The sequence below is a fragment of the Cupriavidus sp. D384 genome, from assembly GCF_001652915.1.
GTDB lineage: Bacteria > Pseudomonadota > Gammaproteobacteria > Burkholderiales > Burkholderiaceae > Cupriavidus.
Map to the genome: position 1 here is coordinate 64,306 of NZ_BBQI01000043.1, position 26,595 is coordinate 90,900.

26 protein-coding genes are annotated in these 26,595 nt (G+C 57.6%); 8 read left to right on the plus strand and 18 right to left on the minus strand.

The features are described from left to right. Positions 1-55: 55 nt before the first annotated feature. From tnpC to A9J21_RS12685, 11 genes are all read right to left on the minus strand, one after another. Complete coding sequence (gene tnpC / locus A9J21_RS12640; protein WP_066736037.1) at positions 56-1,627, minus strand: IS66 family transposase; 1,572 nt, start codon at positions 1,625-1,627, stop codon at positions 56-58. 29 nt (positions 1,628-1,656) lie between these two features. Then, the gene (tnpB, locus tag A9J21_RS12645; RefSeq protein ID WP_404851371.1) at positions 1,657-2,007 is read right to left on the minus strand and encodes an IS66 family insertion sequence element accessory protein TnpB; all 351 of its coding nucleotides are present in this window, start codon (positions 2,005-2,007) and stop codon (positions 1,657-1,659) included. Next, complete coding sequence (locus A9J21_RS30950) at positions 2,004-2,360, minus strand: transposase (RefSeq protein ID WP_082926388.1); 357 nt, start codon at positions 2,358-2,360, stop codon at positions 2,004-2,006. The genes tnpB and A9J21_RS30950 overlap by 4 nt, the downstream gene beginning before the upstream one ends. A gap of 266 nt (positions 2,361-2,626) precedes the next feature. Next, positions 2,627-3,592 carry a tripartite tricarboxylate transporter substrate binding protein gene (locus A9J21_RS12650; RefSeq protein WP_066736041.1) on the minus strand — a complete coding sequence of 322 codons (966 nt, stop codon included), beginning with the start codon at positions 3,590-3,592 and terminating at the stop codon, positions 2,627-2,629. A 140-nt stretch (positions 3,593-3,732) separates the two neighbouring features. Next, on the minus strand, positions 3,733-4,500 hold the full coding sequence (locus A9J21_RS12655) for an IclR family transcriptional regulator (protein WP_066736043.1): 768 nt from the start codon (positions 4,498-4,500) through the stop codon (positions 3,733-3,735). A gap of 72 nt (positions 4,501-4,572) precedes the next feature. Continuing rightward, the gene (locus A9J21_RS12660) at positions 4,573-5,301 is read right to left on the minus strand and encodes an SDR family oxidoreductase (protein ID WP_066736045.1); all 729 of its coding nucleotides are present in this window, start codon (positions 5,299-5,301) and stop codon (positions 4,573-4,575) included. Positions 5,302-5,360: 59 nt separating this feature from the next. Further along, on the minus strand, positions 5,361-6,275 hold the full coding sequence (locus A9J21_RS12665; RefSeq protein WP_066736047.1) for a 3-hydroxyacyl-CoA dehydrogenase family protein: 915 nt from the start codon (positions 6,273-6,275) through the stop codon (positions 5,361-5,363). Beyond that, the gene (locus A9J21_RS12670; RefSeq protein WP_066736049.1) at positions 6,272-7,798 is read right to left on the minus strand and encodes an NAD(P)/FAD-dependent oxidoreductase; all 1,527 of its coding nucleotides are present in this window, start codon (positions 7,796-7,798) and stop codon (positions 6,272-6,274) included. Before A9J21_RS12670 ends, A9J21_RS12665 begins: the two co-directional genes overlap by 4 nt. Before the next feature lie 17 nt (positions 7,799-7,815). Further along, positions 7,816-8,664: an alpha/beta fold hydrolase gene (locus tag A9J21_RS12675; RefSeq protein ID WP_066736051.1), complete on the minus strand. Its 849-nt coding sequence runs from the start codon at positions 8,662-8,664 to the stop codon at positions 7,816-7,818. 69 nt (positions 8,665-8,733) lie between these two features. Next, entirely contained in the window at positions 8,734-9,711 is a 978-nt protein-coding gene (locus A9J21_RS12680; protein WP_066736053.1) for a tripartite tricarboxylate transporter substrate binding protein, read from the minus strand. A gap of 36 nt (positions 9,712-9,747) precedes the next feature. Then, entirely contained in the window at positions 9,748-10,497 is a 750-nt protein-coding gene (locus A9J21_RS12685; protein ID WP_066736060.1) for an SDR family NAD(P)-dependent oxidoreductase, read from the minus strand. A 398-nt stretch (positions 10,498-10,895) separates the two neighbouring features. Between A9J21_RS12685 and A9J21_RS30955 the strand changes: the two genes are divergently transcribed. Further along, complete coding sequence (locus tag A9J21_RS30955; RefSeq protein WP_082926389.1) at positions 10,896-12,278, plus strand: MmgE/PrpD family protein; 1,383 nt, start codon at positions 10,896-10,898, stop codon at positions 12,276-12,278. 118 nt (positions 12,279-12,396) lie between these two features. Here the strand turns inward: A9J21_RS30955 and A9J21_RS30960 are convergent, their stop codons facing one another. Further along, entirely contained in the window at positions 12,397-12,885 is a 489-nt protein-coding gene (locus A9J21_RS30960; protein WP_197497498.1) for a hypothetical protein, read from the minus strand. Between the two features lie 304 nt (positions 12,886-13,189). Between A9J21_RS30960 and A9J21_RS12690 the strand changes: the two genes are divergently transcribed. Together A9J21_RS12690 and A9J21_RS30965 are read left to right on the plus strand one after the other, a co-directional pair. Beyond that, complete coding sequence (locus tag A9J21_RS12690) at positions 13,190-14,146, plus strand: tripartite tricarboxylate transporter substrate binding protein (RefSeq protein ID WP_066736068.1); 957 nt, start codon at positions 13,190-13,192, stop codon at positions 14,144-14,146. A 53-nt stretch (positions 14,147-14,199) separates the two neighbouring features. Beyond that, positions 14,200-14,520: a putative quinol monooxygenase gene (locus A9J21_RS30965; RefSeq protein ID WP_082926390.1), complete on the plus strand. Its 321-nt coding sequence runs from the start codon at positions 14,200-14,202 to the stop codon at positions 14,518-14,520. Positions 14,521-14,888: 368 nt separating this feature from the next. Here the strand turns inward: A9J21_RS30965 and A9J21_RS12695 are convergent, their stop codons facing one another. Beyond that, positions 14,889-15,884 carry a tripartite tricarboxylate transporter substrate binding protein gene (locus A9J21_RS12695; protein WP_066736070.1) on the minus strand — a complete coding sequence of 332 codons (996 nt, stop codon included), beginning with the start codon at positions 15,882-15,884 and terminating at the stop codon, positions 14,889-14,891. Positions 15,885-15,924: 40 nt separating this feature from the next. Further along, positions 15,925-17,577, minus strand: coding sequence for an acyl-CoA dehydrogenase family protein (locus A9J21_RS12700; RefSeq protein WP_066736072.1), 1,653 nt, complete (start codon positions 17,575-17,577; stop codon positions 15,925-15,927). A 352-nt stretch (positions 17,578-17,929) separates the two neighbouring features. Between A9J21_RS12700 and A9J21_RS12705 the strand changes: the two genes are divergently transcribed. Continuing rightward, a complete protein-coding gene (locus A9J21_RS12705; protein WP_066736074.1) occupies positions 17,930-18,814 on the plus strand; it encodes a LysR family transcriptional regulator in 885 nt (294 codons plus the stop codon). Between the two features lie 70 nt (positions 18,815-18,884). On the opposite strand, the gene A9J21_RS12710 is transcribed toward A9J21_RS12705, so the two are convergent. After that, on the minus strand, positions 18,885-19,319 hold the full coding sequence (locus A9J21_RS12710) for a PaaI family thioesterase (RefSeq protein WP_066736076.1): 435 nt from the start codon (positions 19,317-19,319) through the stop codon (positions 18,885-18,887). A 427-nt stretch (positions 19,320-19,746) separates the two neighbouring features. On the opposite strand from A9J21_RS12710, the gene A9J21_RS12715 reads away from it, so the two are divergent. Next, positions 19,747-20,400, plus strand: coding sequence for a TetR/AcrR family transcriptional regulator (locus A9J21_RS12715; protein ID WP_066736078.1), 654 nt, complete (start codon positions 19,747-19,749; stop codon positions 20,398-20,400). Positions 20,401-20,450: 50 nt separating this feature from the next. Here the strand turns inward: A9J21_RS12715 and A9J21_RS12720 are convergent, their stop codons facing one another. Beyond that, positions 20,451-21,533 (minus strand): ferritin-like domain-containing protein, encoded by a 1,083-nt coding sequence (locus A9J21_RS12720; RefSeq protein ID WP_066736079.1) that lies wholly within the window; start codon positions 21,531-21,533, stop codon positions 20,451-20,453. A 175-nt stretch (positions 21,534-21,708) separates the two neighbouring features. On the opposite strand from A9J21_RS12720, the gene A9J21_RS12725 reads away from it, so the two are divergent. The 3 genes from A9J21_RS12725 to A9J21_RS12735 all read left to right on the plus strand — a co-directional run bounded on the left by A9J21_RS12725 (position 21,709) and on the right by A9J21_RS12735 (position 24,599). Further along, positions 21,709-22,731, plus strand: coding sequence for a ferredoxin--NADP reductase (locus A9J21_RS12725; protein WP_066736082.1), 1,023 nt, complete (start codon positions 21,709-21,711; stop codon positions 22,729-22,731). Beyond that, positions 22,728-23,420, plus strand: a complete 693-nt coding sequence (locus A9J21_RS12730; RefSeq protein ID WP_066736084.1) for a TetR/AcrR family transcriptional regulator — start codon at positions 22,728-22,730, stop codon at positions 23,418-23,420. Before A9J21_RS12725 ends, A9J21_RS12730 begins: the two co-directional genes overlap by 4 nt. 72 nt (positions 23,421-23,492) lie before the next feature. Next, positions 23,493-24,599: a Zn-dependent alcohol dehydrogenase gene (locus A9J21_RS12735; protein WP_066736085.1), complete on the plus strand. Its 1,107-nt coding sequence runs from the start codon at positions 23,493-23,495 to the stop codon at positions 24,597-24,599. A gap of 106 nt (positions 24,600-24,705) precedes the next feature. On the opposite strand, the gene tpx is transcribed toward A9J21_RS12735, so the two are convergent. Both tpx and fahA read right to left on the minus strand, forming a co-directional pair. Continuing rightward, positions 24,706-25,206: a thiol peroxidase gene (tpx, locus tag A9J21_RS12740; RefSeq protein ID WP_066736086.1), complete on the minus strand. Its 501-nt coding sequence runs from the start codon at positions 25,204-25,206 to the stop codon at positions 24,706-24,708. 81 nt (positions 25,207-25,287) lie between these two features. Then, positions 25,288-26,565 (minus strand): fumarylacetoacetase, encoded by a 1,278-nt coding sequence (fahA, locus tag A9J21_RS30970; protein ID WP_082926391.1) that lies wholly within the window; start codon positions 26,563-26,565, stop codon positions 25,288-25,290. Between the last annotated feature and the right edge of the window lie 30 nt (positions 26,566-26,595).

The following is a 26,595-nucleotide window of genomic DNA, read 5'->3' on the forward strand; positions in this document are numbered from 1 at the left end:
TGCGGACCGAAGGTAAGCGATGCGCCAGGGCCGTCTTGACGTTGGGCCGGTGAGGTTATGTGCGCGCAGAAAGCTGATCAGCAACGACCCATGGCATGAGCTCGTCAACTCGGTTGATCGCATGGTCGGCAATGCGTTCCAGGACGAAGCGTAGGTAGGCTTCGGGATCGACGTTATTGAGTTTGGCCGTTCCGACCAAGCTGTAGATGGCGGCGGCACGATCACCACCCGAGTCCGCGCCAGCAAACAAGTAGTTGCGCCTGCCGATGGCGACGCCGCGCAGTGCGCGTTCAACGGGCAGGTTGTCGATTTCCAATCTACCGTCGTCGCAATAGCGGGTCAGCGCCTGCCATCTGTTCAGTGCGTAGAGGATCGCCCGACTCGTATCGGATTTTTTGGAGAGTGTCTCCAGCGTCGTCGCCAGCCACACGCGGAGTTGCTCAAGCAAAGGCCCCGCGTGCTCTTGCCGGTAGGCCTGACGCTCGTCAGGCGGCTTGCCGCGGATCTTTTCCTCGATTCCATACAACTCACCGATACGCTGCAGGGCCTCGGTGTTCAGCGTGTTTGGGCGAGCGACATGCAGCTCGTAAAACTGTCGCCGCGCATGTGCCCAACAAGCAGCTTCGGACACCCGCTGGCTTTCATAGATGGCTTGGTACCCGCCATAGGCATCGGCCTGGAGCGTGCCTTTGAATGACTCCAGATGGCGCTGCGGATGGATGCCCTTGCGATCCGGTGTGTAGGCGAACCAGACCGCCGGAGGCGTCATGTCGCACGATGCACGATCGTCACGGACGTAGACCCATAGGCGTCCAGTTTTCGTCTTACCGTTGCCCGGTGCAAGCACGGGGACTGGAGTATCGTCGGCGTGCAATTTCGAAGCGGCCATGACCTGACGGCGCAACACCTCCACAAGAGGTTGTAGCAACGCTGCGCTGTGCCCCACCCACTTTGCAAGCAACGATCGGTCGAGCTCAACGCCTTCGCGGGCATAGATAACCGATTGCCGATAGAGCGGAACGTGGTCGGCGAACTTCGACACCAATACGTGGGCCAATAGACCAGGGCCCGCCATACCCCGATCAATTGGCCGGCTTGGGGCCGGTGCTTGCACAATACTGTCACAGCAAGAACATGCGAACTTGGGTCGCACGTGGCGAATGACGCGGAAGCTCGCCGGCACATACTCGAGTTGTTCGGCGATGTCCTCACCCAGCGGCTTCATTGGACCCCCGCAGTCTGCGCAACGCTCCGCAGACACGGGCAGGTGCACCTGGACGTCGCGCGGGAGATGCGAGGGCAACGGCTTGCGCTGTGCCTGCTCAGGCAGTACGCGCGGAGCACGGCCAATCCTGACCGGTGCTGCGCCCTCATCCGCCTCGAGTTCTTCCAGTCGTAGTTCGAGTTGTTCGATCTGGTGGTCCAGCTTTTCCGACTTGCGGCCGAACTGCATGCGACGCAGTTTCGCGATCAGCAGCTTCAGGTGTTCGATCTCGGCCTTGCTTGTCGCGATGGCGCATTGCTGAGAGTCGACAACATCCTGCAACTGCTTGAGCTTCTCATCACGTTCGCGCAGGAGGTTCTTGAGAGCCTCGATGTCGTCGGGAAGGATGTCGGCAGAAGTCATGCCGACAGTCTAGGCGGCGGTGCCGAGGTTTACAACGCCGAGATAGGCTGTGCAGTGCGTGTCGGCCGGCGCCAGTCGATACCTTCAAGAAGCATCGAGAGTTGGGCCGGACTCAGGCACACCGTACCGCTCGTTGCCTGTGGCCAGATGAAGCGTCCCTTCTCGAGCCGTTTCATGAGCAGACACATTCCATCGCCGCTCCACCACAGGACTTTCAGAAGGTCGCCGCGTTTGCCGCGGAAGACAAAGACATGTCCACTGAATGGGTCATGTTCAAGAACGGTCTGAACCTTTGCAGCAAGGCTATTGAAGCCGGCTCGCATGTCGGTCACGCCCGCAGCTAGCCAGACCCGCGTGCCCGCAGGTAATCCCAGCATCATGGCATGTCTCGCAGACTGGCCAGAACGACGCGCAATGCATCGAGGTCGGTCGGACCTTCAAAGCGTACGCGAAGGGCTCCGCGTTCAACTATGACGGCAGATCGCTGGGTGGACAGCGGTGCGATTTGTACAGGAAGGAACGATTGCTCTGGCAGTGGCGCCAATGGCCCCGGCTGCGCGCGGCTCGCTTGGTCACGTCGCCACTTAGAGACCATGTTCGCGTTTAGCCCATGTTCCTTGGCCACTTCCGAGATTGAGCGCTCTGGATGATTTGCCTCGGAGGCAACCATCTCCCGAAACTCCCTGGAGTAGTTCTTCGAACCTGGTAGCCGCCCGCGTCCACGTGCTTCCATTTTTGATTCCCACCAGATCTAGTGGGAATCAGAATGCCTGCGCAATCTCCATGTGACCAGACGGCCTTCTGGACACGCTTACGACCGAAGCCTCGTTGACTTCGTAACGAAATGGATGTACCGATTAGTGCACTGCGACACACGCAACCTGGCAATCGCCGGCACGCGGCCCCACGCAGCGCTTGAAGAGCGCTGCGTGGGGCACCTTTCCCGACATTAACTACTTTGTGTAGCCCGCAGGTGTCGTGGTGGTTTCAGAAGCCGATTTACCGCCGGATTCCGGTCTCGGCGACCCTCGTCTTCCATCGGACGGATTCAGACGAGAGAAATGTCAGATACTCTTCGCGGCTTCCGCCTACTGGGTCGGCACCGAGCTCGAGCAACCTGCCCTTAACGTCCTGCTGCTGCAGCGCCTTTTGCAGAGCGCTGTGAAGCTTGTCAACGGCCACCTGAGGGGTACCTTTGGGGACGAACAAGCCTAGCCACACCGGAATCTCAAAGTCCTTATATCCGGATTCGCGGATCGTAGGCACATTAGGCAGGACCGGCGAGCGCTTGAATCCCATCAGCGCGATTGGGCGAACCTTACCGGACTTGACCAGAGGAGCAATTGCCGTGACCGACATGAGTGCGACATCCAGGCGCCCGGTCAACAGGTCGGTAACAGCTTGGTTCTCTCCTTGGTAGGGAATGTGATTCAACTTCAGATCTTGCTTTTTTGCAAAGTACTCCATGCTGACATGTAGCGGCCCTCCAATTCCCGTCGTCATGTAGCTCACTTGCCCTGGACGGGCCTTTGCAGCATCGAACAAGTCCCGCACGGTCTTGAACGAGCTGGCGCTATTTACGACCAGGGCATAGTCGTTGTTTGTGATTTGACCGACCGCCTCCAAATCCTTCGATGGGTTGTATGGAAGATTCCCGTCGACCTCCGGCACGACGCTAATCGGCCCCACCCCTCCAGCTAGCATCGTGTAGCCGTCAGCCGCGGACCTGGCCACCATCGCCGCCCCCAAGGAACCCGCAGCTCCCGGTCGGTTTTCAACTACGACACGCTCCCCTAGGTACTTACTCATCGCTTCCGCCACAGCACGCGCCGTAATATCGGTCGAACCGCCAGCCGAGAATGGCACAATGAACTTTATGGGCTTGTCCGGAAAGTCCTTTGCGTGGGCTCCGAGCGCAGCCATTGAGATGGCGCAGCAAACGATGATTCTTCGAAGGATAGTCATTATGTCTCCTCTATATTTTTCACGACATCTATCGGGGCGTCGTGCTTCTTTGATTTGAATAGCTAGCAGGCGCACCAGCAAGCCAAAAACTCTGTCGCGTTCACATGTTGAACACTCGACGGAGATCGCCACTTGCTGCCTCAACTTACGCGTGAATAGGCAGGTATAAAGCCACTAACCTGCAACTCTTCGGCGATGATCTCTGCAATCCACTTCTTTCTCTCTGGGGTCATGCGACTGCGTATGGCAGCCACACTGACGGCCGCGTGGCTGCCAGCAGACAGCTCGAAGCGCATCCCAACGCCACTTACGCCCTCCGTCACCAAATCGACCGTATCCGCGTAGCCGCGCTCGCGGGCCTCTCCTACCATGCGTTTGAGCTTGGCAAATGATGGCCCACGTGAGAACTCCTCCTGGTGTCGTTGATAGAGAGCAAGCACCTCGACGTCCGACAGCATTGAAAGCAGCGTCATGCCGGCGGATCCGACGCCAAGTAGTCGCATTCCTCCTACCTGTAGCACCATTGCCTTGACCGGGTATGTGCCCTCTTCGCAATGAATGCAGTGCCCATAGTCCCCGCTACGCACGACGAGAAACACCGTATCCTCGGTTCGCCGCGCCAGGCGTCGCATCGCCGGCTGTAGCTGCCCGACAATAGGCGCCGAGCGCATCGCCGACAGACCAAGCTGCATAGCTTCGACGCCCAACCGGTACTTTCTTGCCGCATCGCGCTCGACGAGGCCAAAGCTGACCAGCGTGCTCGCCAACCTATAAGTGGTCGCTCGGTCAAGCTGGGAAACTTCAGACAGCTCTCCGATCGCGATACCGAATGGGTGCGCATGCGATATGTGCTTAAGCACACTGAGTGCCCGGGTTACTGTCTGTGCGCCTTTGACAGGCTCCGACATCGTGACTCTCCGTCTGGAATATCTGAGGATGGTAACAAGGCCCAGGCTCTCAGCCGCAGCAGTAAAGAAGCATCACTCCGGTGCCAATCCCACCGTCATACCACCACAGACGTAGATAACCTGGCCGGTCGTGAACCCGGCCTTCTCATTTGCGAAGAAGGCTACGGCGTGAGCAATCTCCTCTGGCTCGCCCAAGCGTCGAACCGGTATGGTGCGCATGATCTTCTTCGTCTGCTCTGAGTCCGGCGGATTGGCCGCTCTGAACATCTCGGTAGCTATCGGCCCTGGACCAATGCAGTTCACGGTGATGCCATGAGCTGCCAGCTCCAACGCCCAAGTCCGAGTTATACCGATGACGGCTGCCTTGGTGGCTGCATATGAGGTTCTGAGCTCCTTACCGAGGGCAGCACGGCTAGCGATGTTCACGATCCGTCCGTAGCCACGCGCTTTCATACCTGGAATGACAGCCTGACTGAATCGGAGGCCAGCGACGATGTTAAGGTCTACACTAGTCCGCAGATCCTCTAGGGCCACTTCCTCAACCGGCGCCAGCTTGACCACCGCAACGTTGTTTACGAGAACGTCAACCTCGAACTCACGCGCAATCCGCGCAACCGTGTCCTCGCGCTGCGAGGCATTCAGAAGATCCGCCTGGCAGAACAACTCGCCTTGCAGTAGCTCCTTCGGCGCAGCCCTGTCGACAGTGACTAGACGGAATCCGTCGTCCGCCAATCGTTGAGCTGTCGCGCGTCCAATCCCATTACTACCTCCTGTCACAAGGGCAGTCTTTTGCTTTCTCATCTTCTAGTCTCCTCCTAAACTCCTCGAGTCCTCAGTGTTTCATTTCTCATCAAGCCAGCCTAGGTACCATTCTGATGCATCGTCATCAGATGATTCAGAAGGTGCTGTTCAGCAGCTGCGCGTTCCCCGTCAGCCCATTGGTAGACCCCGCCGCCAGCCTTGGCTCCGGCCTTGCCGGCAACAAGCTTTTCCCGAAAAAGCGCGGGCGCCCGCTTGTTGTCAGCCAAGGAAGGCGACAGATAATCCAGGATTGCGCAGGTCAGGTCCAAACCGATGAAATCTGCATTGCGAAGCGGCCCAACCGCGGCTAGCCTACGCCCGAACGTCAACCGCGCGACCAGGTCCACCGTCTCAGCAGAGCAGATGCCCTGCTCGACAATGTGGGCCGCCTCACGAACGAGCGCGAACTGCATGCGATTTCCTACGAATCCCGGCACATCACGGTAGACGTCCACCGGGGTCTTGCCTGCCTTAGACAGCCATTGCGACACTTGCTTCGCAACGCTTTCCCGGGTAAGTTCGCCTCGAACCACCTCTACCAACGGCATCAAGTAAGGTGGATTCCACCAGTGCGTGCCAACGACGCGTCCAGGGTCCGCAGAACCTTCTGCGATCTCGGTAATTCGCAGAACTGACGTGTTCGACGCGATGATGCATTCCGAATTGACCAAGTCAATTTCCCGGATCAACTCACGCTTCGTACTTACGCTCTCGGGAGCAGCTTCAACAACGACGTCGCAATCCCTAACGCAATCTTGCAGGGTGCTGCACACCCGTACGTCTACGCCCCGTGGGTCGCCCATCAGTTCGAGATGCTCAGCGATGCGCTCACGAACCGCTTCACGCGCCTGCGACACTGGGTCCCAGATTGCCACATCAAAGTCGGAGGTCATGAACGCCTGGGCAATACCATGGCCCATCAGACCCGCGCCCAATACGGCAACCCGGGCTCTGCTAGCGTCAGGCCAGCTCATGCTTCCTCCATTTGAGCGACGATAGCTGCCACATTGCGCGGCGAAATCTCATAGCCCCGAGGCGAGAAGCTGCCGTTCTCTTTTCGGAACTGCGTCATGAAGTCCGGCCACAGCGTTGTAAGCTTCCCATTCGAAGGGTGCAGATACCAGCTACTGCAGCCACCCTCTACCCAGACTGTGCCAGCGCTACGCCGATAGATGCCTTCTACGTATTCGCGTTCTGCCGCAGCATTGGGGTCAACAGTCACCTCATTCTCAAAAACGTAGTTGATGCCCTCACGAATGTAGTTGATCTGAGTCTCAATCATGAAGACCATGGAGCCGGCACCAAGGCCCGTGTTTGGTCCGAGCATGAAGAAGAAGTTAGGAAAACCTGCCACCGAAGTGCATGCAAACGCCTGGCCGCCGGATTTCCATTTCTCCGCGAGCGCGAGGCCGTTCGTGCCGTGGATCACTTCAGCAATAGGCAAGTCGGCGGCCTCGAACCCAGTAGCAACGACCAAGAGATCCAGATCGACCCTCTCGCCGCTCTTCAGAATGACTCCGTTTTCATCCATGCTGGCGATACCAGAAATCTCCAGCGCAACGTTTTCCTTCTGCAGCGTCGGATAGTAGTCGTTCGAAATCAGGATGCGCTTGCAGCCGATGGCGTACTGCGGAGTCAGCTTCTCGCGGAGGCTGTCGTCCAGAACTTGGTTGCGGAGATGATTGAGGGCCGTCGACTTGATTTGCTCAATAAAGGCGGGTACCTGGCGGCGTTGAGGGAAACGGCTCTCGTTTCCCCAAAAAAGTTCGTCGCGAAGCTCCTGGGCCACTTCCGGAAAACGCTCGAACAACCCTTTCTCCGCCTCGCTGTACACGTGATCACGACGCGGAATCACATACGGTGCGGAGCGTTGAAATACGGTGAGTCGGCCAGCAGATTTGGCAAGCTCTGGCACAATCTGGATGGCCGAGGCTCCGGTGCCGAGAACGCCGACACGCTTGCCAGAGTAGTCATAGGAGTGATCCCAGCGGGCGGAATGAAACACCTTACCCTTGAACTTATCCAGACCAGGGATATCCGGGTACGAGGGGTCGGACAGGTGACCAGCAGCGGAAACAAGCACCGGTGCAAAGTACTCACCATTCGTGGTCGCAACACGCCAACCCCCGCGCTCAACTAGCCATTCAGCCTTCAGCACGGTTTCGCCAAATCGAAGGTGCGAAAGAACACCCTCTGCCTCAGCGGTATCCCGAAGGTAGGCGTGAATCTCGGGTTGGCTTGCGTAGACACGGCTCCAGCGTGGGTTGGGCCGGAAGGAATAGGAGTACAGATGCGATTGAATATCGCACGCTGCTCCGGGGTAGTGGTTGTCACGCCAAGTTCCCCCGACATCCTCGGCACGCTCGAGAACGAGGAAGTCGTGTTTACCCTCCCTCTTCATGGCAACTGCCATGCCGAGCCCCGAGAAGCCGGAGCCGATAATCAGAATGTCAGTTTCGACGAGCATGCCGATGTGCTTCACTTTGGATTGTTCCATTTTCGGTTTCCCGGTAGTTAGGCGTGGCTGTTGTTGAAGATATGGCCAGCAGGAGACCCTTCGGGGTCTCGAACAAACGCGTCGATAGTGACAAACAGCTCCGACGGCCGCTCATGGACAATGCCGTGTCCAGAGTTCAATTCGGCGTAGCGGGAGTTTTCGAGCGCGCCAAAGAGCATTTTGGAATGACGCACTGGTGTCGTTTGGTCATGGGTACAGCCAATGACCAAACTTGGCGTGCGAATCTGTGTCAATGCAAAGCCTATATCCACATCTCGGTTGAACCGCATCTTGACGGAGCGGTCCGGGCCCTTTCTCACGCCATCAACAAGTGCTGCAATCTCCTGCTCGTTCTTCGCGTTCAAAAAGCTCTGGCTGAAATTGGTCAGCACCGAAAACGAGGCGAGAGCGTCATTGCTAGTCTCATGGAGCTGCTGCCAGATTGAATTGCGGAGCCGTTGCTGGGTATCCGTCTTGATCCACCCGGCAACCAAGGTCAGTGAGTCGAGAATCGTTGGATGCTGCGCTGCCACCAAGGCGCCGATGACAGCGCCAAACGAGTAACCCACGATATGCACACGTTCGCCGTCCTTCACGGCTGCCTTGACCACTTGTGCCACCTGGTCCGCATAGTGCTCGCCCGTAGCATCTCCGGACAGCGGGTCTTGGAAATCGAGTGCGACGACGCGATGCCGCATCGCCAGCATGGGGAATAGCGCCCAGAAGTTGTTCTCCGCTGAACCGCCTGTGCCATGCAGCAGCACGATGACATGCTGGCTCGTGGCATGGGGGCCGGAGTCGTAGTAGGAAATCGGAAGGCCGTTGCTGTGCACCGTTCCGGTAAAGACGTCTTTCATCAAGCTCATGATTGATTCAACCGTGTGAGTTAGGCGATTGGTGTTTGGGCAAGAAGGTCTGCTCTCGGCGATAGGAAACTAGTTCTTGAAATTCACGACACGGGTCACTTCGACGATGTTCTTCTCTTCATCAGCAATACGACGCGCAAGGTCTTGTGGACTACCACCCAGCGGGCGGGCGCCGATCACTGCGATTTGCTCTCGAACTGCGGGGTCGGAAAGCACTTTGTTGGTCGCGGCATTCAGCACCCGCACACGTTCAGCGGGTGTATTCGCAGGTGCTGCCAGACAGAACCAGACCGACACCTCATAGTCACGAATCCCGGCCTCCTGCAGGGTAGGAACGTCCGGTAGCTGCGATGAACGGGTCTTCGACGTGACTGCCAACGCCTTCAGACGACCGCTCTTGATGAATTGGAGGGCCGATGAAATTTGGTCGACCGCAAAGTCAATGTTCCCTCCCATCAAGTCAGTGAGCATTGGAGAACTGCCCTTGTACGGAACGTGTGTGGCCGAGAAGTTTGCTTTAAGCATGAACAACTCGTTGGACACATGACCGCTCGCGCCTACGCCAGGACTACCGAACGTTAGCTTTCCTTTGTCTGCCTTCCCGAGCTTCACTAGTTCTGCAACTGATTTGACCGGGAGGTCGCGGCGGGTCATCAGAACATTCGGCAACTCGGCCACCAAAGCGATGGGCGCCGGAGCGTCCTTCGCGTCAAAGGCGATGGTGTCGTAGATGTACTTGTTGACAATCATCGGCCCTGGCGTCCCCAACATGATGGTGTTGCCATCAGCCTTCGCCCGCCGCACTGCCAACAAGCCAAGGTTTCCATTTGCACCAGGCAAGTTCTCTGCAACAACTGGGACGCCGAGCTCCTTGGAAAGGCCCTGCGCCACCATGCGCCCTAACATGTCCGTAGTGCCGCCCGGAGGGAATGGAATAACCAAGCGGATAGGAGTTGCCTTAGAGGGCCAGGCTTCTGCATTTGCCTCGCTTGCTGGGCCAAAAAGAAGCGTTGCCGTGATGCCAAGTGCTACTAGACGGGTGATCATTTCATTGTCTCCTTATGTGCTTTTATTCTCTTGTTCCTAACCGTAACGGCCACCGCTGATGTGGAGGGTCTCTCCCGAGATGAAGCCGGCGTGAGCGGACGATAGAAACAGCACCGCTGCAGCAACTTCTTTTGGGCGGCCGATCCGCTGGATTGGCATGTTCGCGAGTGCCCGCTCTTCCATCCCCGAAAATTGAGGGAGATTCCGGACGCGTTCGGTTTCGATAATCCCTGGGGCGACGGCATTGACAGTGATGCCGCGAGGCCCCAGCTCTAACGAGAGGGCCTTCGTCATGCCAATGACGCCAGCCTTTGCGGCGGCGTAGTTGGATTTGTTCAGTTCTCCAAAGTGAGCACGCGAGGCCATATTCACGATTCGGCCAAACCCCTGGCGGCTCATGCCCGGAACCACTTCCCGGATGCAGTGAAACTGCCCCGTAAGGTTGACGTCCAGAACGGTGCTCCATTGCTCATCGGTCATGGTCTCAACGGCGTTATCTCGAGAGAACCCAGCGTTGTTGAAGAGAACATCGATGGTTCCCCATACCTTCTCCACCCGAGCGACACCAGAGCGCACAGACTCTTTGCAGCAGACGTCCATCTGGAAGCCCAAGGCCAAACCACCGGCGGCGTTAATCTCAGCGGCGACACGCTCCGCCGCCTCAGCTGATACGTCGGTGACTACAACCTTGCAACCTTCGTTGGCAAAGGCATGCGCACATGCCTCTCCGATTCCGTTTCCAGCCCCGGTAAGGAGAACTGTCTGATCTTTAATATTCAGGTCCATGGCTTATGGAGCGCGCCACCGTTTTGGGTGACTGTGTGCAGTGATGGATGACGGATGTCATTGTTGCGACGCTCCCTGTCGAAGCCCTAGCTCTGATGCGCAAAATATTCAACATGTAAATATTTGCATCTTCTCACCGTCCACGCCGAGCGAGGCTGACCCGGGGCGCGAACGCATCCGGTTGGGGATTTCATTTGATTAGCGCGGTATAGAGAACGTTTCCGGCGAAATGTCTGGCATCTGCAGGCACCTGGGCCCCGCTAGCCCAGAGGCTCCTTATTCACAACGTGAACACTTTGTCGACTTCGAGTTGAGTGTTTCTTTGAGTGCCGGAATGCTACGGGTGTGCCCGCATCGATTTTTGGGACACAAGGTTCACTTCAAAAGGAGCAGCGCTGGTGAAGAACCCACATTTCGGCCCGAACGACTCTCTCTCCCTTCGAATCGCTGAATGGGTGCAGAGAATCGACATCGGCCAAGCACCTGAACCGGTACGCCAAGCTTTGAGTGCCTGTCTGCTGTACAACCTGACTATGGGTCTGGCCGTGAACCCCGGTGACGACGAGCTTGGCGCCATACTCGCCACAGTAGCCAGCTCACCGGGCGATTCGCGACTTCTAAACGGTTGGAGTCCACGGAGCGCACAAGATGCTGCGTTTATCAACGCTGCCTTGATAACTGCGCGCGGCCAAAATGACACGCATCCTGAAGTCGTCACACACATAGGGTGCGTCGTTATCCCGGCAGTACTGGCGCTCGCCGACGAGTGCGTGAGTTCCCTGGAGGACGTCCTGTCGGCAATTTTGGCCGGCTACGAGGTCATTCCTCGCCTAGCGAAAGGGCTTGCCCGTCAGAGCGGTGAGCGAGGTTTCCGTGCGACACCAGTCTTTGGACCTATCGGTGCAGCAGTTGCTTGCGCACGCCTACTTCGACTCTCCGTACTGGAAACGGCGAATGCCCTGTCGATTGCGACCCAGTACTCCTCAGGCACCTTGCAGACCTGGATTGACGGTTCCCACGAGTGGCGACTCCAAGTAGCCAAAGCTAGCCGCGATGCTGTGAGCGCAACGCTCCTAGCACGTGCCGGGATGCAAGGGAGTGCGGGATGTCTGGAAGGCGAGAATGGATTCGCCCGTGCATACTCTGGAGGCTACCCGAACTTCGACTTTACTGGATGGCGCATCCTGGAGATGGCATACAAGCCATACCCGGGCTGCGCTTTCAACCAGGGCCCAGTGCATGCACTCCGCGAGGTTTTTCGCAGGTCCGATGTCGCCCCGGAGAAGGTGACCCAGATCAACGTCCACCTGCATCCTTCGGATGCAGGCTATCCTGGCATACGCGCGTACGGCCCTTTCTCATCGCCCGCAGGTGCGATAATGAGCCTGCCCTTCATGCTGGCGGCCACTTTGCGAGATGGCCTACCTCGCACCCAGCATTTCAACAAGGAATTCGATTGCGGCTCGCTGCATGAGCTCTGTCTCTGCATAAGAGTTCATGCGTCGGACAACTTAGACCGTTGGCACTGCTCCATTGACGCCCACTTTGATGATGGAACCGTGCAGACCCAACTCTTTGCTCCACCACATCCGTTTGTGTTCGACTGGCAGGAAATTCAAGCACTTACGCAACGCCTTTCGAATGAATGGCCGGTGAACAGAGATCACGGCAAGTATCCTGCGCTTGCTCAAGCAGTCGAGCGCCTGGACAATTGTGACAGCTACGAGCGATTTTCCTCTGCAATCTTTTGCATGAACAGAAGCACTCTCTCACCGGAATAGCTTAAGCAACAACGCTCGGCCGACTTTCCGCGCTTCTCTGAGACCGGAAGCTTGCCCCTTTAGCAGAGGCCTGGCGGTTCGCGCCAGATTTCTGCCAGGCAGTCCAGTCGACCGCTGTTCATTGGCTTAGGTGCGAAATTCTGCCCGCTACAAAGGCGCCAGCCAACGACACGCCGACCCCCACCAACACGGTAAGGGTCAGAATCGACCAAGATATTGCGTCCACACCCAGCACCAGAAACGACTCATTCCAAATTCCCCACACTGGAAGAAAAGGCTTCCATAGGTGAACTTTGGCGAAGGCTACTGCTATCAGCACCCCGGACACGCAAGTAGCTAACGCTGCAATGGTCCGCCAATGCCAGGCTAACCATAGCGACAGCAGACCGGGAACATAGACCAACACATTCACTATCCAGACAGATAGCGGAATCGTGTAGCACCAGTTGACTGCCTGCCTCACGTGGTCAGCGTCATGGACCACGATCATGGCCAATAGGCATATATCGGCCACAATCAAACACCTTCTATCGATCCGTCGGAGCTTTTCGGTCCCAGCTTCACCGGCGTTCACATAAGATCGTTTCGTATCGGTTTTCTGTTCCATTCGTTCTGCCAGGACCCGCGGCTCGTTGCAGCCAGGTTTCCAGCCATCCTCTGAAAGAAGTACTTTTGCAATGCTCTCGCCGTACGTCGAAGCGCGTACTCGGCTAGCTTACGGCGTGTCCGGCCCAGACTAAGACATCTTCGCAGCGCTCGTCATTCTAGCTTCGTCGTGACAGAAGTTGCCGACGCGCGCATGCGTCAACGATACGTCGAAAGAATAGACAACTACAAAATCGGTATTGGTCTTTTCAGACTCGTCTTCGCAGAATGTCGCTCAGCAACGACAATATTCGGAGACATGCAAGATGAAGAAGATTCTGCTAGCCGTCCTTCTGTTACTACAGTGCACCCTCCTCCACGCGGCCTATCCGGAGCACCCAATCCAAATAGTCGTTCCCTACAGCGCGGGCGGCATCGCCGACATTCTTGCGCGGCGTATAGCTGAAGAACTGACTGGCAGCTTGAAAACATCGGTTGTCGTTGTCAACAAGCCCGGTGCAGAGGCCATCATAGGTACCCAGACGGTGGTCAATTCGAAGCCGGACGGCTATACGCTTCTCTTCACGCCGAACACTCCGCTGTCCATCAATCCCCTGATGGTTAAGAACCTTCCCTATGACCCAAATAAGGATCTTGAGATCCTTTCTGTACTCGCAGAATCGCCGATCGTCATCGTCGCCCGTCCTCAACTCAAGGTGAGTACTCTACGCCAACTAGCTTCGGTCGCTCGGACGAAACAAGGCGGACTTAACTATTCGTCCGTCTCAGTCGGTGGCGTATTGACGTTACCCATGCGAAAGATTCAGAACGAGTTGGGATTTGAAATGACGCCCATACCCTACCCTGGCGCGGGTCAGGCAATGAACGCTGTGCTCGCGGGCGACGTGGACGTAAGCATCAATGCACTAGGCACCGCGCTTCCTTATATCTTGAGCGGAAAAGTCAATGCTGTCGCCGTGGGGACGGATGTGCGCCTCAAGGAGGCCCCTCAAGTTGAGACCATCTCCGAGACCATCCCGGGCTTTCGCTCCTCCATCTGGTACTCGCTGTCAGCCCCCACTGGGCTGCACCCTCAGACCCGAGCAACCCTAACAAAGGCGTTCGCCGATCTACGAAACAGCAAAGCCCTGCAAGCCGCTGCGGTACGCGACTATTTGGTCGTTCCACCTCCACGAACACCTGCTCAGTTGAAGGCGTTCCTGGAAGAAGACCAACGCCGCTGGCAGAAGGTCATCGACGATAACCATATCTCGGCAAAGTAACCAAATGGATTTTCGCGCGCCGATCCTCGTTCTGCGCTCACTCAGGAGTCCCTATGCCCATCATCGTATCCGTCAAGTATCGGTTGAAATCAGGAAAAAGACAGGAGCTGTTGTCTTTCGTAATGGACAATGTGATCAACACTAGAAATGAGCCCGGTAATCTTGCCTATTCACACTATCCATCGTTAGAAGACGAGCAAGAAATGTTTGTATATGAAATGTGGGAAGACATGGATAGCCTGAACTCCCACATACACACAGATCATTACATCAGATTCGCTAATCTTCGAAAACCAATTCTCGAATCGTATGAATCTCAGGCCTACGAATCAACTCTACGCCGGGAAAGAAGTAAAGCTCCCTGGGTAGACTAAGACGTGCTAAAGCCCTCGGGAGGTTCGCGTCTTAGACGCCCGATCCTCTGCGAGGTTTCAGGCTGCGCTTTTACGTTAAATCAAGGGGATATGGCATGCCGGCGGTTCCCGACAGCGCTATTTACGACAGACTGTCGTCGCCTACCGGACGCATCAGCTAACGCGAGTCAACTTGTCGCAGAGCGTTGCTCGGGAAGCGGATGCAAACCACACCGGCTTCCTCCAGGTCTGGGCGTGAGCTTTTACGTCGCGCACTTCTCAGCGGCAATCCAACCGGCATCAGGAAAGCCAAGCTCGGATACAAACATTACCCGTGCGGCAGTAGCTACAGTTTGCGACTCGCCCTGCCGCCGCTCCCAATGAGTTGCTCAGTCGATCCTCGCACCGGTTGTCATAACAATCTGCCGCCAGACTCCGACTTCAGAGCGCATATAACTGCCGAAGTCGGTCTGCTGCCCACTAGTCGTCGTCTCTACGCCGAGCCTAGCGAAATTTTCCTGCACCTCAGCCGATTGAATTGCCTCCCGCGTCGCTGTCGCAAGCTTACTCAGGACATCCTTCGGGAGGCCGGCGGGGGCGACTATGCCAAACGCCACCCCCTGCTCAAGTGTAGGCACGCCCTGCTCCCGGAATGTGGGAACCTCAGGCAAGATTCGCGATCGGCCGAGCGATGCCACCCCCAAAGCTCGCAACTTTCCGGCCTTGATGTGCGGAGCCGCCGAAAGCACGTCCACGTACATCATCGTTACCTGGTTGCCCAGTAAATCGTTAAGCGCGGGAGCGGTTCCCTTGTAAGGCACGTGAGTCAGGCGAGCACCGATCTTCTTGTTGAACATCTCCCCCGCCATGTGATTGGTTTGACCGTTGCCCGACGAGGCATATGTGAGACCCTCGCGCTGCTGACAGTAGGTCACTAGTTCTTTCAGCGAGTGTACTGGTAGCGCTGGATTGACTACCAGGACATTAGGAATCTCCCCGACATACTGGATAGGAGTGAAATCCCTGATTGGGTCGAATCCCGCATTTTTGTACAGACTGGTGTTAATCAACAATGGACCCGAGCTTCCGAAGAGGATCGTGTACCCATCAGGCTTTGACCTTGCAACATACTGCGCGCCGATGTTTCCACCCGCACCAGCTCGATTGTCCACGACCACCGACTGGTTGAGCGGCTTCTTCATCGCTGCGGCGATAACCCGCGCCAGAGAGTCCGTCGGGCCAGCAGCCGTAAACGGCACGACCATTGTCAATGATCGACTTGGAAAGCCGGTATCAGACTGCGCCGAAACGGCGATTGGTATCGAAAGCATCATTGCAACCATGACGTTCCGGCGCGTTGCGCCGAGCGTTCGGGGCTGATTCATTTTGTCTCCTCGCTTTATTCTAAAGGGTGCTGAATTCGGATCACACTATCCGGCGCAGGCGTGAAAGCTGGGGTTCCACACGATGGGCTACCACCGCATTCGCATATTTGATGCGATGAGCCATGCCGTCAAACGAGGCCTCCCATGCGAAAATGACCGCTGTACCAATGTTGTAGAGAGCAGATGCCACGTCACGCGCGGCACCTTCATTCTTAGCTGAGATTTCTCGCTCGGCGAAGTCGAGCACTTCATTCAAGGTCAGTCGGAGACCGTTCTGAGTTTCCGGCGGGGCTTGTTCGAGCAAAATTGAGAGATGACTTGCATAGGCGCCGAGAGCCCCTTCCTTTGCCGATGCGCGATAGACATCCAGCGCCACGATATTGCTGGTGCCTTCCCAAATCGAGCCAAGAAGCGCCTCGCGAACCAGTCGCGGCTCGGTCCACTCTTCGATGTAGCCACACCCGCCACGCACCTCCATTGCATCGCTGGTGACTTTTCTCGCGTCGCGGCATGCACGGAACTTGATAAGAGGCGTCATGATTCGAACCGCCTTCTTTGCCACCTCGTCGCCGCTATCTGCGCGTTGAAGCATGGCCGCCACTTGGAATGCGAAGGAGCGCGCTTGCTCGGTGGGAAGCGCCATCTTTTCAAGCTGACGACTCATGAGCGGGAGATTAGCCAACGAACGGCCAAAGGCTTGGCGATTTGCCGCCACATAGTTGGCCTCAGTCAGCGCTCTTCTCATCAGCGCCCCGGAGCGGACGCCATTGGAAAGGCGAGAGCTGTTGACCATCTCTGCCATTTGCTGGAAGCCCTTACCAACCTCTCCGATGAGATAGGCTTCCGCGCCCTCGAATCGAATCTCACCACTGGCCATCGACCGCGTGCCAAGCTTGTCCTTGAGTCGGATGATGCGATAATCGTTCGGACTGCCGTCGCGCTTGACGCGCGGCATAAGAAACAGGCTTACACCCGCCATTCCTGTTGGTGCGTAGTCAGGTCGAGCCAAGACCATAGCGACCTCGGCACTCGCATTCGAACAGAACCACTTGTCGCCGAAAAGCTGCCAGTCGTCTCCGTGTCGACGAGCAATGGTCGCGGTCTGTGCAATGTCCGAGCCGGCTCCTTGCTCGGTCATGAACATCGCTCCCTGGATATAGGTGTCCGCATCAAGCGACGTTAGCCGACCAAAATACTCCTCGACCAGTTGCTGGCTACCGTACTTCTTGAGAGTACGCGTCAACGAGTCGGTCATGTTCACCGGGCAGGTCAGGCCGAATTCAGCCTGGCTGAAGAGGTAAAACAAGGTGTACTTGGCGACGGGAGGCAACGGTGCGTGCCAGCCGAGCACTCCCGGGACGTGAGAGGCTGCGGCCAGCCCAAATTCGGAGAATGCCCATCGCTCCAACTCCTGGTATGCAGGGTCCTTGACGACCTCGCTGCAATCATTGCCCTGCCGCGTCCGTACCACGAGCTCAGGGGGATGTTTGTCAGCACGAGCAGCTAGCTTCTCGAGGTGCCCACCCGCGAGACCGCCCAGCCGTTGAAGGTGTGGCGTCAAATGCGACAACAGTTCTGGGGAAAGATAGAGCGACAGCAGTGGAAGTAGGTCTGCATCTGCCGTGAAAAGATTGATCCCCATGCTGTCGGGGATATTGTTCTGCACAGTAGAAAGATCTTTCAAATTGGACATTGGATATCTCGATTCAAGAACATGAAGGTTGTGCGGCTTCAGGTGCGAGTCTTATGCATCGCCCGCCCTTTTATGCGAAGCGAGCCCGTAAGTAGCCGAGGTGCGGTCCAGCTTTTTTGGTGCTATTAGTCCGGCAAGTCGTCTCCGCGGACGACAATTTCCGTAGCTGCGGTTTGAGGATGTGTGAGCACTTCGCCAATGCACATCACAGAAGGCAGGTTCGCCTGCTGCCATTACCCCTTGCGCAAGAGGCTGACCTTCGTCGCCTTCAATTGCAATTTTTAGGTTGAGGCACTGATTCGGTCCAATTGAAAATTTGACTCCGTTGATTCGCCGAGAATATCGTCCCAGGATGGAGCTACGACACCTCAAATACTTCGTCGCGCTGGCAGAGGAACTGCATTTCCACAGGGCCGCCGACCGCCTCGCCATCTCGCAGCCCCCGCTAAGTACCGCGATCAAGCAGCTCGAAGAGGAGCTTGGAACGTCTCTCTTTCAGAGAAGTACCAAAGCAGTCGCCCTCACCTCAGCGGGCGCTGCCTTCTATCCAGAGGCAGTGCGACTACTCGGACAGCTGGAAGCGGCATGCGCGGTGGCGCGCGAAGTCGGTGCGGGCCGGCGCGGACTCCTCAAGCTAGGCTTTGTGGGGGGGATGGTATTGCGCGGTCTTCCCGAGACACTCGAGCAATATCGTGACGAGGCAAACCGGGTCACCGTGTCGCTTCGAGAAATGAGTTCGGCCGACCAAATCGCCGCCATTGCGCACGGACAGCTCGCGGGGGGATTTCTTCACGCAGGGGTACTGCCTACTGGAATGGCGTCCATGATCATCGGGGACGAACCGTTTGTAGCCTGCGTCCCAGAAAATCACCCATTGGCGGGCTTAGACCGAATCGAGACTGGTGACCTCTTTGACGAAGACATGATTCTCTTCACCCGGGACGTGTCTCCTGGCTATTACGATAGCGTGACCGCGCTGTGCGGTGAGGCAGGATTCTCGCCCCGGGTACGGCACCATGTCACACACTGGCTCACCGCGCTCCTGCTTATCTCCCGCGGAGTAGGTATCGCGATTCTGCCGGATGCGTTCCGCAACGTTTCAATGGAGGGCATCCGGTTCCTGAATCTCACGCCTTCGAAAGTCCGATCGGTTGCATATTTTGTCTGGGCCCAGTCGAACGACGACCCGGCGCTGAAAGAGTTCGTCCGCTACGCTCGTGAAAGGCTCGGCCGCTAAAGTGTGCACGCTGCCACTGGCGGCTGCCGAGTAGGTCACCGTTTCCGACCAGGTTCCACCTGTCTGCTAGTTAGCGATCTGACGACGGGCGTGCCAGTTTAGCGATGGTTCCCTGCGCAACCGCGCAGAGTTTTTCCCCTTCAGCAGATACCACGAACACATCACAGCGGCTTACCGCCTGGGTCTTCCCCGTATGCAAACACTGGGCTTTCGCAACGATATAGTCGCCAATGGCCGGCCGGAGATAGTTGATCTTCATCTCCGACGTTACAACCGGTGCGTCCATTGCAAGGGCGGCCGCGATTGTCAGCGCGTTATCTGCGGCATAGGAAACGACGCCGCCATGTAAGAATCCATGCTGCTGCTTCAGATCATCACGCGTCGGCACCTTCAACTCACAAGAGCCCTCGCCTACCGCAATCACTTCAGCGCCCAGAAGAGTCGTGAACGGCTGTGAGTTGACCCGTGCCCGGACCTCCTCCAGTTTCCTTGGATCTTGAATCATGCCGTCTCCGTAGCATTGCCATTGAACCGCTCTCCGACGATGCTCCAAAGATACCGTCGCTATCGAAAGCATAAAACCTACTACATCACTTACGCCAATATATCGACCCATCCGAGCGTGGGCCAATTCCGCATTCGACTCGGTTGATACTCACCGCGAATCAGTAGCTCGGTACCGTGAGCGCCAACGGCAGGTGCAGCGAGCCGCTCCAAGGGGACACCCATCCATATCGAATCATTGGGGACTCGCTTGTCCTTACCGAGGCGATTAGCGGACTTGCAGCATAATGCACCCTGATACCGTCAGGTCCTGCCATTGCGTCATGTCCACGTCTTCGAAATCTGCTGTCCAGCCCAAGCCTCGTGCCCGGTCTCGCTCCACCGCGGATGTGGCTGCCCCCCCGGCAACGCCACGCCCGACGAAAGGCATGGTGCGGCCACCGCAGCAGTCGCGCAGCGAGCAGAACCTGGCCAAGATGGTGGCCGCGTGTCGCACATTGGCCGAGGAGCGCGGCAATCTGGATGACATTTCGCTCCAGGATGTCGTGTCAGCGGCAAAGACGTCCATCGGCGCGTTCTACAGCCGATTCAAGGACAAGGAAGCGTTCCTGAACTACGTACTGGAAGTGGCGCTCGCCGAAGCCGAGACCGTCACGCGGGCGTCCATCGCGACAGACGCGGTCTGGCAGGACGCGTCGGCGCACGCCATCGTCGCGCATATCGTGCACTTCTACGTCACGCAATTCCGGCAAAATCGCGGACTGTTTCGCGGTTCGTTGCGGCACTACGCCGTGCGCGATCCAGAGACGAATCCCATGCGCATGGCCAATCGGCGCATCATCGGGCTGGCCGTGCCGTGGCTGGCGGCTCAGTTGACGGACCGCACAGCCAAAGCAGCGGAGTTCGAATCGCGGGCAGCGATGCAATTCCTGGTCGGCACGCTTTCCAATGTTCTGCTGAACGACCCCGGACCGTTACATCTGGACGATGATGCTATCGAAACCCACCTCGTACGCATGATGAATCGCTACCTGGGCGTGCCCGAGCCCACATCCAAGAGAGCTGCCCGTCGCGACCTGTAATTGGCGACGAGGCCGGCGCCGAAGCGCCGGCCAGGTGCGAGGGAAGTCGCTTAGTGGCCTGTGCCTTGCACCGCGGTGATGGTGTCCGCCACATGGCGGCGCGCATCGAATTCTTCGGCCACCTTCTGATCCTGTGCGAACTGGGCCTCGACGTCGACGTTGGCAAACTCGATGGCCCCCATGGCCGTGAACGCTTCCTGCACGCGCGGACTCCACAGGCCAATGTCCTTTACCGTCGGCACGATTCGGCTGAACAAGCGATGACGGAACATCCTCATGTTCTCCGACTCCAGCACTGCCTTTGCACATTCGTCGGCCGGGAGACCCAGCCGGCTCCATACCTCCTTCTGGTCGAACCGGTCACGCATTTGGTAGCAGGCTTCGATGACGAAGTCCTCGCGCTCGCGTTGTTCGGCGGCGGTCAGCTGCGGATAGTACCCGCGCAGCGCGGTCCGGCCGAACGCGACGTGACGCGCTTCGTCCTGCATCACGTACGCGTTGACCGACGCCGCAAGCGGATTCTTCGAATAGTCACGAATACGCTGAAACGCGGCCAAGGCCAACCCTTCGATTAGCACTTGCATGCCGAGGTAGCAGAAGTCCCAGCGCGAATCGGCGAGGATGGTTTCCAGCAGCGATTTCAGCCCCGGGGTGATCGGGTAAAGCACACCGACCTTTTCATGCAGGAGACGGGAGTACACCTCGACGTGGCGAGCTTCGTCCATGGTCTGCGTGGCCGCGTAGAACTTGGCGTCCATCTGCGGCACCATCTGCACGATGCGGGCGGCAACCATCAGCGCGCCTTGTTCGCCGTGCAGAAACTGCGACAGCGTATGCGCCTGCTGGTGAACGCGCACGTCGATTCGGTCTTTTTCGCTCAGCTTGTCCCACAGCGGCGTGCCGTAGATCGGGATCATCCGGTCATCCAGTTCCTGTGGATTCTCCGGGTCGAGCTCCTGGGACCAGTCGATTCGGTTCGTTGCGTTCCATTGCTGCTTCTTGCTGGTCTCGTAAAGCTGGAGCAGCTTCGACGTGTCGTCGTCATACTCCCAGTTGAATTCGGTGGCCACCTGGCTACCGATGCTCCAACCGGTTTGTACTACTGGCAGCGTGTAACGGTGCAGCGATGTCATTGACGTCTCCTTTGGCATCCTCTGATGGGGTGGCCGATGTACCGCGAGCCTGCCATGCCGGAGGCGGGTTTATCGGCCTTGTCTTCCTTCGATGCTCCGGCTATAAACAGAAGCATAATTCTGTTTCTGATTAACGCAAGGTCCGATACAGGTCCGCCGAGCCGGGAGACAACGCATGCAGTTCCATCAGCTGGCCGTGGCCGAAGTGATCAAGGAAACCGAAGATGCGCATTCCTACGCGCTTTTCGTGCCGGATTCCTTGCAGGCGATGTTCCGCTACAAGTCGGGGCAACACCTGACGTTTCGGGTTAACGTGGATGGGGAATCCCTGAGCCGAAGCTACTCGCTGTCCAGCTCGCCTGAAACAGATGGGCCACTCGTAGTCACCGTCAAGCGCATTGCACGGGGCCGGGCATCGAACTGGTTCCATGCCCACGTCAAGCAGGGCACGATGCTCGACGTCAGTGCGCCGACGGGACGCTTCGTTTGCGATGGGACCGACATGCCGCTGGTGTTCTGCGCTGCAGGCAGCGGCATTACGCCCGTGATTTCGATGATCCGTTCCGCGCTTGCCACGACGCAGCGCAACATCACGCTCTACTACGCCAATCGCGATATTGAAAGCGTCATCTTCCGGCAAGTTATAGACAATCTAGCGGAAGCGCATTCGCATCGCCTGACGCTGGTGATGCACTACGACGCGCGCGACGGCTTTCCGAATGCAGACGCGCTGGCGGCGCTGTTCGCCACGACGGGCGAATTCCAACTCTATCTTTGCGGCCCCGCACCGTTCATGGCGACCGTGCAACAGGCGGCTGACCTAGCTGGAATCCCGACAGGCCGCGTACATGTCGAACGATTCGACGCGGCGCCGGCCTCCAGTGTCGAAGCGGCTGACCTCGAGCTGAACTCCGACATTGCATGCGACGCGCAAGTAACGCTGGGTGGCACTACTCACGTGCTGCGTGTGGATGGCGGCCAGTCGGTGCTACATGCGGCGCTAGCAGCGGGTCTCGATGTACCCTACGCATGCGAGGAAGGATATTGTGGTTCGTGCGCGGCCAAATGCGTGGAAGGAAAGGTTGCGCATGTGCGTAACGACGTGTTCAACGCAGACGATCTCGCGGCTGGCTGGATCCTGACCTGCCAGTCCCATCCGCGGGGTGACGGCCCGCTCGCCGTTACCTTCGACGTATGAATGCGCTGACCGTGACTGCCGTTTCCGATGGCCTGCGACCGCCGCGCCAGGGTCGCAGCGAGGCGAGCCTGCGCACTATGTTGAAGGCGGGTCAAGTGCTAATGAATGCTTCAGGCAGCGTGACCGGGTTTTCGCTGGCAGAACTGACGCAAGCCGCCTCCACATCGGTGGGTGCGTTCTATGCGCGATTCCGCGACAAGGAAACGTTCTGCGCACTGGTACTGGACATGACGCTTGCCGAACTGCGCGGCGGTCTAGATGCACAGATGGCCAGTGATCCAGTCTGGCACGACGGCCCTGCGCACGCCATCTGTGAGCGCATCGTTGGTTTCTATGTCGACACGTTCCGCAAACATGCAGGACTGTTCGCGGCCTATCTTCGGCACGTGCCTACCGGCGATCCGATTTGGCAACCGATTCGAGAAGCTAACCAGCGCATTCTGGATCTGATGGTGCCGTGTCTGGCCAGGCAGGTCCGCGTCGAGCGCGCCAACTGGGCAGACGACGAAATTCGGGCCGTCATCAAGCTGGTCATCAGCGCGCTGACAAGCATCGTGCTCGATGTGGCTTCCGGAACTAGCCTGCACGACCCAAAGCTCGCTCATCGGCTGACGCGCATGCTGGACCGCTATCTGGGCGGCCAAGGCGATCCGAGCAGCGACGCACCAGAGCCCATACGCATGTTCTGAGTATCACCGACGCAGCGCCGCATCGCGGCCGCGCCGGTATTCGTCGTGGTATCCAACAACAGGAGACAAACAATGAAAGCGGCGGTGATGGAACAGATTGGCGCTCCCCTGGCAATTCGCGAGGTCAACATCGGCGAACCGGGGCCGCATGAGGTGCGAGTACGCACGGCAGCCGTGGGACTGTGCCACAGCGATCTGCATATGCTGCACGGCATCTATCCGCTGCCACTGCCAGCCGTGTTGGGCCATGAAGTGTCGGGGGTGGTGGAGGCGGTCGGCTCACAGGTCTCAGGCCTGAGGGCTGGCGACCACGTAGTGGGCTGCCTGTCAGTCTACTGCGGACACTGCAAGATATGCTCCGCCGGTCATCAGGTGCTATGTCAGAACCCGGATGTCAAGCTGCCACCCGGCAAGGCCGATCGCCTGCGATTGGCCGGCAATCCCGATCAGCTGGTTAGCCAGGTCTTCAACCTGTCAGGCTTTGCCGAGCAGATTCTGGTGCACGAGAACGCGCTGGTGAAGATTCGCGACGACATGCCGCTGGACCGTGCCGCACTGCTCGGTTGTGCCGTCATCACGGGCACCGGCGCGGTTTTCCATAGCGCCAAAGTACAGCCTGGCAGCACCGTGGTCGTGGTCGGTTGCGGCGGAATTGGGCTGTCTGTCATCAATGGCGCTGCAATCGCCGGTGCCGCACGCATCATCGCCGTGGACCGCCTGCCCAGCAAGCTCGAGATGGCACGCCAGTTCGGCGCAACAGATGTGGTGGACGCGAGCCAAGGTGATGCCGTGGCGCAGGTGATGTCGCTGACGAACGGCGGTGTCGAATTTGCATTCGAATGCATCGGACTCAAGGAAACCGCTGAGCAGTGCTATGCGATGCTGGCGCCGGCCGGCGTTGCCACGGTGATCGGCCTGTTCCGACCAGATGCGAAGATCGAACTACCCGCCCTCGACTTCCTACGTGAAAAACGCATCCAGGGTTCGATGATGGGATCGAACCGCCTGAGCCTCGACATTCCCCGGCTGGTCGAATTCTATATGCAGGGCCGACTGCGGCTCGATGAGCTAATCTCGCAGCGTATCTCCCTGGACAACATCAACGAAGGGTTCAACGCCATGCAATCGGGTAGCGTGGCACGTTGCGTTGTCACGTTCCCCGGTGTTGGCGGGATGTAGCCCAATCACGACGGGCAGCAACCGATATTCGGCGCCCCTGCCCTGCAGGCGCCGGATCGGAGCCACAACTACCGCAACGCCGAAGGCTAAGCCGGTGTCATTGGCACTATTTCAGTGCTTCCAGAGCACCTTCGTAGTCAGGCTCGTTAGCGATTTCGGGCACCAACTGGCTATAGCTGACAACGTTGTTCTCATCTAGAACGACCACCGCGCGCGCGGTCACTCCGGCGAGCGGCCCGCTCTTAATATCTACGCCATAGTCGCCCTTGAACTTTGCACCACGCTTCAATGAAAGCGGCACCACATTGGCCAAGCCTTCGGTTGCACAGAAGCGCCCCATTGCGAACGGCAAGTCAGCCGAGATAGTCAGTACCACTGTATTAGCTAACCCGCTGGCGGCTTCGTTGAACTTCCGGGTGGAGGTCTGGCATACCGGAGTGTCGAGGCTTGGCACAATGTTTAGCACCTTCTTCTTCCCGGCGAAGTCGGCCAATGCGACGTCCTTCAGATCCTTGCCGACGAGCGAGAAGTCGGCTGCCTTTTCACCGACCTTCGGAAATTTTCCTGCTACCTCGATCGGCACACCTTTACGGGTGACTGTACTCATAGGTCTACTCCTTGCTTTACAAAAATCAAAGTTGCACTTGGTTTGGCAGGCACTCACGAATTAATCGAGCCTGCGCTGACGCTACGGCTGCGCAGGCAGAACTGTTCCACTGACGTCGCCAAATCCAACCCGATAACCGTCAGCTTGACACCATCCACGCATGCGAACGGCATCTCCATCCTCCAGGAAGCCACGCTTCTCGCCAGTTGGAAGCGTGAGCGGAATGTTGCCGTTGCGTGTAAGTTCGAGAAGGCATCCCAAGGCACCCTCCGAAGGGCCGCTAATGGTCCCTGAACCGATCAAGTCGCCCACTTCCACATTGCAGCCCGACACCGTGTGATGCGCGAGCTGCTGCTGAATGCTCCAGTACAAGAAGCGAGAATTGGTTCGACACACGGTGAGCGCTTCAGATGCTTCTGATCGAAGGCTGACTTCCAAGGTGATGTCATAGCTGTCTAGACCGGCTGATCCCAAATACGGCAACGGCTCGGGCTTCTGGGGTGGACTTTGAACGCGAAACGGATGCAGCGCGTCCAAAGTAACTACCCACGGCGATATTGATGAAGCAAAAGTTTTGCTATTGAAGGGACCAAGGGGGACATACTCCCACTGCTGAATGTCACGTGCGCTCCAGTCGTTCAACAGGACCATGCCGAAGATGTGCGAATTCGCAGCGTCAACGGAGATGGAACTCCCAATCGAGCTAGCTTTGCCGACAATGAAGGCCGTCTCAAGTTCGAAATCAAGCTTGCGGCAAGGGCCAAATAAGGGACGCGGCAATTCCGGCAGCCGCAATTGTCCCTTAGGCCTTCGCACTGGGGTCCCGCTGACCACCACCGAACTGGCTCGACCGTTGTAGGCGATTGGCATTTCTAGCCAGTTCGGCGGCAGCACGTTAGCTGAACTTCGGAACAGTGCACCGCAATTGGTAGCGTGTTCCTTGGATGAGTAGAAGTCCGTGTAACCAGGGATATCTACCGGCAGATGCAAAGTGGCATCGACCATCGGAACTAGGACGTTTCCCCACAAACCTGGGACCGATTGCAGCGCCGGACTGTCCTCCCGAAGTAGTTCGCTGATTTCCTTGCGTGTGGTTTGCCAAACGTCGCGTCCAAGTGCGATGAATCCGTTCAAACTTGCCGACCGGAACACCCCTGGGGGCACGTTGGGTAGCAGGCCTCGATCGGCCACTTCGGCAAGGTCGAGAATACGATCACCGATTGCAACGCCAACGCGCGGCGACGGCTTATCCTGAGTACTAAATATTCCATATGGCAGATTCTGAATCGGGAAGTGCGAATCTGCATCCACAGAAATGAACGATCTCAGCATTGGATCGTTCGGATTAATCTGGCTCATTAGAGTAATTATCTAATCTGCTTCGAATCA

What these genes read in the sequence shown, in the direction of transcription:
- A9J21_RS12710 (WP_066736076.1), bottom strand. Translation starts at nt 19,319, where the DNA reads ATGATTCAAGATCCAAGGAAACTGGAGGAGGTCCGGGCACGGGTCAAC.
- A9J21_RS12725 (WP_066736082.1), top strand. Translation starts at nt 21,709, where the DNA reads ATGCAGTTCCATCAGCTGGCCGTGGCCGAAGTGATCAAGGAAACCGAA.
- A9J21_RS12670 (WP_066736049.1), bottom strand. Translation starts at nt 7,798, where the DNA reads ATGGAACAATCCAAAGTGAAGCACATCGGCATGCTCGTCGAAACTGAC.
- tnpB (WP_404851371.1), bottom strand. Translation starts at nt 2,007, where the DNA reads ATGATGCTGGGATTACCTGCGGGCACGCGGGTCTGGCTAGCTGCGGGC.
- fahA (WP_082926391.1), bottom strand. Translation starts at nt 26,565, where the DNA reads ATGAGCCAGATTAATCCGAACGATCCAATGCTGAGATCGTTCATTTCT.
- A9J21_RS12695 (WP_066736070.1), bottom strand. Translation starts at nt 15,884, where the DNA reads ATGAATCAGCCCCGAACGCTCGGCGCAACGCGCCGGAACGTCATGGTT.
- A9J21_RS12650 (WP_066736041.1), bottom strand. Translation starts at nt 3,592, where the DNA reads ATGACTATCCTTCGAAGAATCATCGTTTGCTGCGCCATCTCAATGGCT.
- A9J21_RS12705 (WP_066736074.1), top strand. Translation starts at nt 17,930, where the DNA reads ATGGAGCTACGACACCTCAAATACTTCGTCGCGCTGGCAGAGGAACTG.
- A9J21_RS12700 (WP_066736072.1), bottom strand. Translation starts at nt 17,577, where the DNA reads ATGTCCAATTTGAAAGATCTTTCTACTGTGCAGAACAATATCCCCGAC.
- A9J21_RS12660 (WP_066736045.1), bottom strand. Translation starts at nt 5,301, where the DNA reads ATGAGAAAGCAAAAGACTGCCCTTGTGACAGGAGGTAGTAATGGGATT.
- A9J21_RS12730 (WP_066736084.1), top strand. Translation starts at nt 22,728, where the DNA reads ATGAATGCGCTGACCGTGACTGCCGTTTCCGATGGCCTGCGACCGCCG.
- A9J21_RS12715 (WP_066736078.1), top strand. Translation starts at nt 19,747, where the DNA reads ATGGTGCGGCCACCGCAGCAGTCGCGCAGCGAGCAGAACCTGGCCAAG.
- tnpC (WP_066736037.1), bottom strand. Translation starts at nt 1,627, where the DNA reads ATGACTTCTGCCGACATCCTTCCCGACGACATCGAGGCTCTCAAGAAC.
- tpx (WP_066736086.1), bottom strand. Translation starts at nt 25,206, where the DNA reads ATGAGTACAGTCACCCGTAAAGGTGTGCCGATCGAGGTAGCAGGAAAA.
- A9J21_RS12735 (WP_066736085.1), top strand. Translation starts at nt 23,493, where the DNA reads ATGAAAGCGGCGGTGATGGAACAGATTGGCGCTCCCCTGGCAATTCGC.
- A9J21_RS30950 (WP_082926388.1), bottom strand. Translation starts at nt 2,360, where the DNA reads ATGGAAGCACGTGGACGCGGGCGGCTACCAGGTTCGAAGAACTACTCC.
- A9J21_RS12675 (WP_066736051.1), bottom strand. Translation starts at nt 8,664, where the DNA reads ATGAGCTTGATGAAAGACGTCTTTACCGGAACGGTGCACAGCAACGGC.
- A9J21_RS12680 (WP_066736053.1), bottom strand. Translation starts at nt 9,711, where the DNA reads ATGATCACCCGTCTAGTAGCACTTGGCATCACGGCAACGCTTCTTTTT.
- A9J21_RS30965 (WP_082926390.1), top strand. Translation starts at nt 14,200, where the DNA reads ATGCCCATCATCGTATCCGTCAAGTATCGGTTGAAATCAGGAAAAAGA.
- A9J21_RS12685 (WP_066736060.1), bottom strand. Translation starts at nt 10,497, where the DNA reads ATGGACCTGAATATTAAAGATCAGACAGTTCTCCTTACCGGGGCTGGA.
- A9J21_RS12720 (WP_066736079.1), bottom strand. Translation starts at nt 21,533, where the DNA reads ATGACATCGCTGCACCGTTACACGCTGCCAGTAGTACAAACCGGTTGG.
- A9J21_RS12655 (WP_066736043.1), bottom strand. Translation starts at nt 4,500, where the DNA reads ATGTCGGAGCCTGTCAAAGGCGCACAGACAGTAACCCGGGCACTCAGT.
- A9J21_RS30960 (WP_197497498.1), bottom strand. Translation starts at nt 12,885, where the DNA reads ATGGAACAGAAAACCGATACGAAACGATCTTATGTGAACGCCGGTGAA.
- A9J21_RS12665 (WP_066736047.1), bottom strand. Translation starts at nt 6,275, where the DNA reads ATGAGCTGGCCTGACGCTAGCAGAGCCCGGGTTGCCGTATTGGGCGCG.
- A9J21_RS12690 (WP_066736068.1), top strand. Translation starts at nt 13,190, where the DNA reads ATGAAGAAGATTCTGCTAGCCGTCCTTCTGTTACTACAGTGCACCCTC.